This window comes from Oscillibacter sp. (genome assembly GCF_031978065.1).
GTDB lineage: Bacteria > Bacillota > Clostridia > Oscillospirales > Oscillospiraceae > Oscillibacter.
In genome coordinates, this window is sequence record NZ_DALZCH010000131.1 from 1 (window position 1) to 8,205 (window position 8,205).

Sequence of the window (8,205 nt, forward strand, 5' to 3'; positions counted from 1 at the left end):
ATACAGAGACAGCAGAAATACCGGAATCAGCAGAACCCAGTACAGATTGTTCGCAAAGAAATAAGCATAATCGTTTTGCATCAAATTCCTCGTTTCAAAGTTGGATAGGATGGCCCCTCAGATAGTCGGCGACGGACATCCGCTTTCCCCCATCGGCCTGTATTTCTGTCAAGCAAATAGACTTGCCATCTCCGCAGGCAACTGCAATTCCTCTCTTATCCGCTGAAAGCACCGCTCCCGGTTCGGCGGAGGTTTCCTCCCCGGTCTCCTGAGATTTAAAAACCTTCATCGCCCGTCCGTCCACCACGGCGGAGGCGGCGGGCCAGGGAATCAGACCGCGAATCTGGCAGTTGACGGCGTGGGCGCTCTTCGTCCAATCAATGGGCGACAGGTCACGGGATAGCATGGTCGCATAGGTGGCCGCATCCTCATTCTGGGCTGTGCGAACCACGGTTCCGGATTCAATCTCCACAATCGCTCTGCTTAAAGCCTCCGCCCCAAGCTCTGCCAGCCGGGCGGTCAGGGCCTGCGCGTCCTCATCCGGTCCGATGGGCGTTTTGACTTTGGAGATCACATCCCCTGCGTCCAGCTTGTCCACCATATACATAATAGATACGCCCGTTTCCTCGTCTCCGTTTAAAATCGCCCAGTTGATGGGGGCCGCGCCCCGGTATTTGGGCAGCAGGGACGAGTGGACATTGATGGAGTCGTATTTCGGATAGTTCAAAAGCTCCTCCGGCAAAATCTTGCCGTAGGCCGCCGCCACAATCAGCTCCGGGGCAAGCCTGCGCACAAGGTCCATCGCCTCGCCGTCCCGGGCCTTCTGGGGTTGAAACACGTCAAGTCCAAGCGTCACGGCATATTCCTTGACAGGCGTTGGTATTAGCTTCATGCCCCGGTTTTTAGGCTTGTCCGGCTGCGTGATGACCCCGCAAATCTCATGCCCGTCCTCCGCCAATCTTCTTAAAGAAGCCACGGCAAATTCGGGAGTTCCCATAAACAATACGCGCATCAGCGTTACGCCTCCGGTTCCGCGTTCTCGTCCTCTTCGGCCCCCTCAGCCTCTTCGGCCCCCTCGGCCTCCAGATATTCCGAAAGTTCTTCATCAGTCAGAAAATGGTCCACGTACTCAGAGAACAGGTGTCCGTCCAAATGCTCAATCTCATGGCAAAAGGCTCTTGCGGTCAGGCCTTCGCCCTCCACCTCAAACCAATTTCCCTCCCGGTCCTGCGCCCGGACCCGCACATGGTCGGGCCGGGTTACCACGCCCCATTTTCCCGGCAGACTCAGGCAGCCTTCAAGGCCCGTCTGTTCCCCATCCTGAAAGATGATTTCCGGGTTAATCAACTCGATATACTCCTCGGAATCCTCGTCCAGCACCAGGCATACCCGCCGCAAAACGCCCACCTGCGGTGCGGCAAGGCCCGCGCCTCTGGCGTCGGTCAGCGTCTCCGCCATGTCGTCCAGCAGTTGGCGCAAACGTCCGTTAAATTCTGTCACGGGGCGGCTCTTCTTCAACAGGGAATCGTCCCCCGCTTCTATAATTCTTCTCAAAGCCATTGCGTTGTCCTCCAATCGAAAATCGCAATCAATCCATTGCGTTGCAGTCTGCAAACAGGTTCAGGCCCCGGTTTTCCCGCCGCTTTCCAAACTCGCGCAGCAGCCATGCCACCCGGTCCCGGGTTGGTTTGTCATTTTTGCCGGAGAGAAACACCCGGTAGCGAAACCGGTTGTTCACCTTCAGCACAGGAGCGGGCGCGGGACCAATCATCTCCGGCTCGGTTTCCCGCACCGCTGTGTCCGCCATCAGTGTCACCAGCTCGTCCCGCAGAGCCATCGCCGCGCGGAACACCGCGCCTTCGTCTCCGCCTGAGACGGTGAGGGTAAAGAGGTCCGCAAAAGGCGGATAGCGTCGGATACGCCGCAAAGCAATTTCACTGTCGTAAAACCGCTCGTAATCCTGCAACGCGGCACTCTGAATGACTTCGTTGCCGGGGGTGTAGGTCTGGATAACCGCCCGGCCGCTCTTTCCGCCCCGGCCAGCCCGGCCAACCACCTGCGTCAGCAGGCTGAACGTCCGTTCGGCGGCACGGTAATTGTCCAAATATAAAGACGCGTCGGCGCTGAGTACGCCCACCAGCGTCACATTTTCAAAATCAAGGCCCTTGGCGACCATCTGGGTTCCCAGAAGAATGGGAATCCGCTCCCGCTCAAAACGGCTCAGAAGCGTTTCATGGTCTCCGCCGGCGGTGTCCGCGTCCATCCGCAGCACGCCCACGCCGGGAAATAAATCCCGCAGTTCCTCTTCCACCCGCTGAGTCCCCGCTCCGATGTGCTTCATAATACCGCCGCACTCAGGGCAAACGTCGCTGGCGGGGCGGGAATGGCCGCAGTAGTGGCACATCAGCCGCCCGTTGGCAGAGTGATAGGTCATGGAAACACTGCATCTTGGACAGGAAGGTACGCTGCCGCATTCGCCACACACCAGCATCCGGCTGTTGCCACGACGGTTTAAAAACAGAATGCTCTGCTCTCCCCGCTCCAGATTTTCCTGAAGCTCCTGCCGCAGCGGCCCGCTGAGCGCGCCGGAATTTCCGGCCTTGATCTCCTGCCGCAGGTCCACCACCTGAACGTCTGGCAGGCTCTGTTCGTTGTACCGCCTGCGCAGCAGCTCGTGGTGATACTGTCCCTGCTTGGCGCTCCATGCGGTTTCCACCGCCGGGGTGGCGGAGCCCAGCACCAGCGCCGCGCCGCTTTGAGCGCAGCGGAATTTTGCCACGTCTCGGGTATGATATCGAGGTGCGTTTTCCGAAGCATAGCTCCCCTCCTGCTCCTCGTCCATGATGACAAGGCCCAGATCAACCAGCGGCGCGAACACCGCCGAGCGGGTGCCCAGCACCAACCGGGCTTCTCCCCTGCGGATGCGCTTCCACTGGTCATACCGCTCCGTCATCCGCAGAGAGCTGTGGAGCATGGCAACCGACCCACCGAAGTAGGAAGAAAACTTCTCCATCATTTGGGGCGTCAGCACAATTTCCGGAACCAGCACCAGCACGGACCTGCCCTGCTTAAGAACTTCCTGCGCCAGACGGATGTAAATTTGCGTCTTTCCGCTGCCGGTGACGCCTTGTAAAAGCGCCGCCTCGGCTTTTCCGGATTGCGTCAGAGCCAAAATCCGCGCAAAAGCGGATTGCTGCTCGTCGTTAAGGACAATGGGCGGCCCCGGTTCGACCTCCTTCGGCTCCGGAATCCGAAGCCGTTCTTCCTCCGAAAACGCCACAATACCGGACTTCTCCAATCCCTTCAGGGTCTGGACGGAAGCTCCGGTAAAATAACAGATGTCCCGCACCGAAGCCCGGCCGGTGGCGCTTAGCAGCAATACCACCTCGTAGCGCATCGGCGCGGATTTTTTTCTGGGTTCCACCAGCGCCAAAGCTTCTGCCCCATCCATGGTCAACTCCGCCATCCGGCGCTGCTTGTCGCTCACGCGCCGGGTGGAGGTGACGCTGGAAGACAGCACGCCCTTCTTGCACAAAGCCCGCAGCGTGAGCTCCGCATCCTCGCCGCAGACGGCCTTTAGCTGGGTCAGCTCGGTGCTGCCTCCGGAGGCAAAGACCGCGTCCAGCACCGGCTCCGCGTTTTTGATTTTTCCGGCAAGGCTTCCGGCGGCAGCGCGGTCCAACCCCTCCATCAGCGTAAAAACCTCACGCAGGCGATACCAAAGGCCCGCGGGCAGAATCGTTTTCACTGCTTCGTACATGGTGCAGAAATACCTCTGGCGCATCCACAGCGCCAGAGATACGCCCCAGCCGTCCAGCACCGGCTCGTCGTCCAGCACGGATGCAAGCGGCTTCACGCCGGCGCGCTTCTGACCCGTTTCCCGGGCCAGAATCACGCCTTCGCAGCTTCGGTTTCCTCTGCCGAAGGGTACGGAAACCCGCACCCCCGGCCTCGCCTTTTCCAGCATCGACTGGGGAATCAGATAGTCATAGGGCCGATCGATGGAAAACGTGGCCGCGCTGACGGCTACCTTTGCAATCTCTGAGCGCTCCATCCTCGTCCCTCCCCGTCCGCAAAATTATTCCTGCGGCGTCCTCTTCTGGTCGGCATCGCCCTCTGCGATGGTCAGGTTCATGCCCCGGGAATCCAGCTTGCCGTCCGCCACCTCATGAATGGCCAGTGTCACAGGCTTTTCGCACAGCGACTCGCCGGAGCTTTCCGCAGCCTCGGAAATTTGACGGGCCCTCCGGGCCACCACGTTCACCAGCATATAGCGGTTGGGGATGTAGCTGCTGAGCTGGGTCATTGCAGGATAAAGCATCATAGTAAATATCTTCCTATCTGCCTTTCGGCTTAAAATAATCTCCTGATGGGCGGTGGCTCATCTTCCGCTGATAATCTCCATGCGATCGCTGGGCTTGCAGTGCTCCGCCGTCATGATGGCGTCCAGCTCCGCCACTGCGGTTTCCACGGTGTCGTTGATGACAAAGTAATCATAGGTATGAGCCGTTTGAAATTCCACCTTGGCACGCAGCAGACGCTTTTGAATTTTTTCTGGGGAATCGGTTCCCCGCTCCGTCAGCCGACGCTCCAGCTCCGCCCAAGAGGGCGGGGCGATAAAAATACGGGGTGTTCCCGGACGTTTGTCGTACACCTGTAACGCGCCCTGAATCTCAATGTCAAGAATTACGTCTTGCCCGGCTTCCATGGCCTCGTCCACGTATTTCTTCGGCGTGCCGTAAAAGTTGCCCACATACTCGGCATACTCCAAAAACTCCTCGTTGGCGATTCTCTCCCGGAACGCGTCCACGTCCATATACCGGTAATGCACGCCGTCCACCTCGCCGGGACGCGGCTCCCGGGTGGTGGCGGAGATGGAAAAGTACAGATTGGAGCGTTTTTCCAAAAGCGCCTTTAAAACCGTGCTCTTTCCCACCCCGGAGGGTCCTGAAATAATGAAAGTCTTTCCCTTTTGCATCCTATTCTTCCTCTTCCTTCGGGATTTCAGTCCCCAGCCGCCCAGCCAGCTTTTCCACCGGCAGTGCGGAGAGGACCACATGGTCGCTGTCCATGACAAAAATCGAGGCCGTCTTCCGCCCATAGGTCGCGTCGATCAGCATTCCCCGCTCCCGGGACTCCTGAATCAGGCGCTTCACCGGCGCGGAATCCGGACTGACCACTGCCACCAGACGGTCTGCGGATATTAGGCTTCCAAAGCCGATATTGATAAGCTTCACGGCCCTACTCCACGTTCTGGACCTGCTCGCGGATTTTTTCCACCTCCGCCTTCAGGTCCACCGCCACCTGCGCAATGGAAACATCGCAGCATTTGGAACCGATGGTGTTGGACTCCCGATTCACCTCCTGAATCAGAAAGTCCATCTTTCGCCCCATGGGTTCGTCGGAGCGCAGCATTTCCCGAAGCTGGGACAGGTGGCTGCGCAGGCGGACCGTTTCCTCGTCCACGGCTACCTTGTCGCTGTAAATCGCGGCCTCGGTCAAAATCCGCTGGGGATCAATGGAGGCGCTTTGCAAAACCTCCTCCATCCGGGCCGTCAGCTTCCGGCGATACTCCGCCACCGTCTCGGGAGAACGCTCCTCCACCCGCTTGGTCAAAGCCTCGATTGCGTCCAGACGGCCGCCGATATCGGCGGCCAACTTTTCGCCCTCCAAAGCCCGCATGGTATTGTACGCGGACAGCGCTTCATCCAGCACCAAGCAAATATCCGCACCCAGCGCGTCCAAATTCTCCTCCGCCTTGGTCACATTCAGCACGTCGGGAAACCGGGCCAGCGTCTCGGGATAGATTTTTGCCTCTGTACCGCAGAGTTCCGAAAGCTCCCTCAGCGCGGCGGCATAGCTTTCCGCAAGGCCGCGGTCCACCGTCACCTTGGCAGTGTCCGCCCCCGTGGAATCAATGCTGAAAAGGATATCCACTTTCCCTCTTGAAACGGCCTGCTGAACGTGCTTGCGTACCGCATCCTCCGCAAAAACATAGGCCCTTGGCAGCTTTACCGTGCAGTCCAGATACCGATTGTTGACGGACCGGACCTCCACGGTGATATCCCGATTTTCAAGTGTTTTTCTCGCCCGGCCATAGCCGGTCATACTCTTAATCACTTCTGTTTCCTCCCTATCAAAAGCCGCGCCTTACAGGCAGCGAAACCCAAGGCCGCAGCCGTTACACAAAAGATACGTGCAGCAAAGCTGTTGGCAAAGTCCGCCGCTTCCGCACTGCTCCATTCCAAAACCGCCCTGCGGGCTGTAAGCGGACGTTCCGGCGTTGTCCATAAATTCCAGCGCCTGTCGGTACTCCCGGTTGCCCGGGTCCATTCGGGCGGCGGTTTCGTAGTATCGCCGCGCCTCATCCAGCCAGCCCCGGCGATAGCACACCGCGCCCCGGAGAAAGTTCCACTCCGCATTGTGGTCCGAATAGTTGGCGAGCAGGGCTTCCGCCCGGCTCAGGTCCCCGGAGTTGACAGCCATGCGCACCTGCTGCAAAACGGAACTTTGCGACGACTGCTGGGCAGACCCGCCCGCGCCATAGCCGTATCCGCCGGAGTAGCCGCCGTAGCCGGAGCTCGGGCGGCTTGTGCCGCTGCTTCGTCCGCTGCCCCGCCGCTTACTCACTTCCTCATAGGCGGCGTTGATCTCTTTCATCTTCTCCTGCGCAAGATCCGCCAGAGGATTGTCGTGGTAGTTGTCGGGATGGTACTTCCGCGCCAGCTCCAAATATGCCTTTTTCACTTCCGCATCCGACGCGGATTCGGGAACGCCGAGTACCTGATAGGGATCGTTCATGTGGTTTCCTCAACTTTTCTGTCTTTCTTACGCGTCGGCTTGCCTGCCCGGTAGGTACCTGAAAGCACTGCCTTTCCTACCTGAAACAGCCCCGTGTAAACAGTCTGCTCCAAAATGGGGGTCCAGCACCCGAAATCCCACAGCTCATAGGCCGTGGCCAGAAGCCGGACGGAGTGGTCCAGCGTCTTTGTGAAGGCATCCCGGCTCTCCGGCGTCCACGCGCCGTCATTTAGGCCGTAGCGGTAGATCAGCGGGTTGTAGTTTCCAGAAAGAGCGTCTTCCTTTAAATCGTCCGCCGCATCCGTCAGGTAGACCCAGCGGCCCAGATGGTATAAAAGCTGATGGAGAATGCGGCGCAGCGGTCCGTCCTCCGCTTCATCGGCGGCGGCGGCCAAGATTTGAGCAAAGGCGTCTGCCGGAGCGTCCAGCGAAGGGGCCTTCTCCCGCTCCAGCTCCGCAAGCTGACCGAGCTGCTCCCGCGTCACCCGGTCAAATTCCGGACGGGCGGCAGCGGCCTTTCGATAGCCACCCCGCAGGGCCAGAACCGCCGCGCGATATTTAAGCCCCTTCCAGAATCCGTGGTCCGCCACGCCATCCCTCGCCTGCCAATAGGCCAGAATCACGCTCTCGTCCGCCGCCAAATCCAGTGCCGGGTGCGCGCCGCAGCACGTCCTCTTTTTCAGCGGGCTTGCCACGCACCGTTTACAGCGGGTTTCCGGCTCCTCTCCGCCTGAGAGCAGGATTGCCAGAAACGTAAAATCGTAGTTCAGAATGAAGCGGGCGGGAAGCCCGCACCGGCGGCGCAGCGTGTGACACAGTCCGCAGTAGGCCCTGCGGAACCGCTCCTGTTCTTCGTGGGACAGTAGATCCAGCGGGGGCCTCACGTAACCAAACATCGCGCCCCGGCTTAAAACAGCCTGACGATGGTAAACTCCATACCGCCCTGCCGCCGCAAGCGGCGGTCATAGAGCGCCGCCGGAATCATACCCAGCACAAAAGCGATGACCGCCGTGGTATACCGCGCCGCCGCCGTGGCGAAAAATCCCCCCAGCGCATATCCAAGGAAAAACAGCACCACCGGAACCATATAGACCAGCAGGAGAATGCCAAGGATGTTTTTGGTGCTGCTCTCCACCACCACCTTCTGCCCAGGCCTTGCCCCAATGGAGTTTTTAGCTCTGGCATAGACCGACGCCCCGGAAACGCCGCAGCCGGCGCACTCCTCGCAGTCGTGTCCGCAGGCGGACTGTCGGGCCACGGAAATTTCCGCGTGGCTTTCGTCTAACAGCTTTTCAATTGTTGCAATTTGTGTCATTTGATCGCTCCTAAATCCGCTGATTGTTTACGTTAAGGGACTGTGGGATCAGGGGTCTCCTCCTGTCCGGTGTCTTCGGAAATGGTGAT

At 59.2% G+C, this 8,205-nt stretch carries 10 protein-coding genes; all 10 read right to left on the bottom strand.

Going from position 1 to position 8,205, the window contains the following annotated elements:
* Positions 1-94: 94 nt before the first annotated feature.
* Genes fmt through RTK01_RS14810 form a run of 10 tightly spaced genes read right to left on the bottom strand, consistent with a single transcriptional unit; the run spans position 95 to position 8,116 of the window.
* Entirely contained in the window at positions 95-1,012 is a 918-nt protein-coding gene (gene fmt / locus RTK01_RS14765; RefSeq protein WP_312281702.1) for a methionyl-tRNA formyltransferase, read from the bottom strand.
* Positions 1,013-1,017: 5 nt separating this feature from the next.
* Positions 1,018-1,560 (bottom strand): peptide deformylase, encoded by a 543-nt coding sequence (def, locus tag RTK01_RS14770; protein ID WP_312281703.1) that lies wholly within the window; start codon positions 1,558-1,560, stop codon positions 1,018-1,020.
* 28 nt (positions 1,561-1,588) lie between these two features.
* A complete protein-coding gene (priA, locus tag RTK01_RS14775) occupies positions 1,589-4,054 on the bottom strand; it encodes a primosomal protein N' (protein ID WP_312281704.1) in 2,466 nt (821 codons plus the stop codon).
* Between the two features lie 24 nt (positions 4,055-4,078).
* Complete coding sequence (gene rpoZ, locus RTK01_RS14780; RefSeq protein ID WP_312281705.1) at positions 4,079-4,324, bottom strand: DNA-directed RNA polymerase subunit omega; 246 nt, start codon at positions 4,322-4,324, stop codon at positions 4,079-4,081.
* 57 nt (positions 4,325-4,381) lie between these two features.
* On the bottom strand, positions 4,382-4,978 hold the full coding sequence (gene gmk, locus RTK01_RS14785; protein ID WP_312281706.1) for a guanylate kinase: 597 nt from the start codon (positions 4,976-4,978) through the stop codon (positions 4,382-4,384).
* A 1-nt stretch (position 4,979) separates the two neighbouring features.
* The gene (locus RTK01_RS14790; RefSeq protein ID WP_293010454.1) at positions 4,980-5,237 is read right to left on the bottom strand and encodes a DUF370 domain-containing protein; all 258 of its coding nucleotides are present in this window, start codon (positions 5,235-5,237) and stop codon (positions 4,980-4,982) included.
* A 4-nt stretch (positions 5,238-5,241) separates the two neighbouring features.
* Complete coding sequence (locus tag RTK01_RS14795; RefSeq protein WP_312281707.1) at positions 5,242-6,120, bottom strand: YicC/YloC family endoribonuclease; 879 nt, start codon at positions 6,118-6,120, stop codon at positions 5,242-5,244.
* Positions 6,121-6,150: 30 nt separating this feature from the next.
* Positions 6,151-6,801 carry a DnaJ domain-containing protein gene (locus RTK01_RS14800; protein ID WP_312281708.1) on the bottom strand — a complete coding sequence of 217 codons (651 nt, stop codon included), beginning with the start codon at positions 6,799-6,801 and terminating at the stop codon, positions 6,151-6,153.
* Positions 6,798-7,697 carry a DUF5685 family protein gene (locus RTK01_RS14805; protein WP_312281709.1) on the bottom strand — a complete coding sequence of 300 codons (900 nt, stop codon included), beginning with the start codon at positions 7,695-7,697 and terminating at the stop codon, positions 6,798-6,800. The genes RTK01_RS14800 and RTK01_RS14805 overlap by 4 nt, the downstream gene beginning before the upstream one ends.
* Positions 7,698-7,708: 11 nt before the next feature.
* A complete protein-coding gene (locus RTK01_RS14810; RefSeq protein WP_312281710.1) occupies positions 7,709-8,116 on the bottom strand; it encodes a SoxR reducing system RseC family protein in 408 nt (135 codons plus the stop codon).
* Positions 8,117-8,205 lie beyond the last annotated feature (89 nt).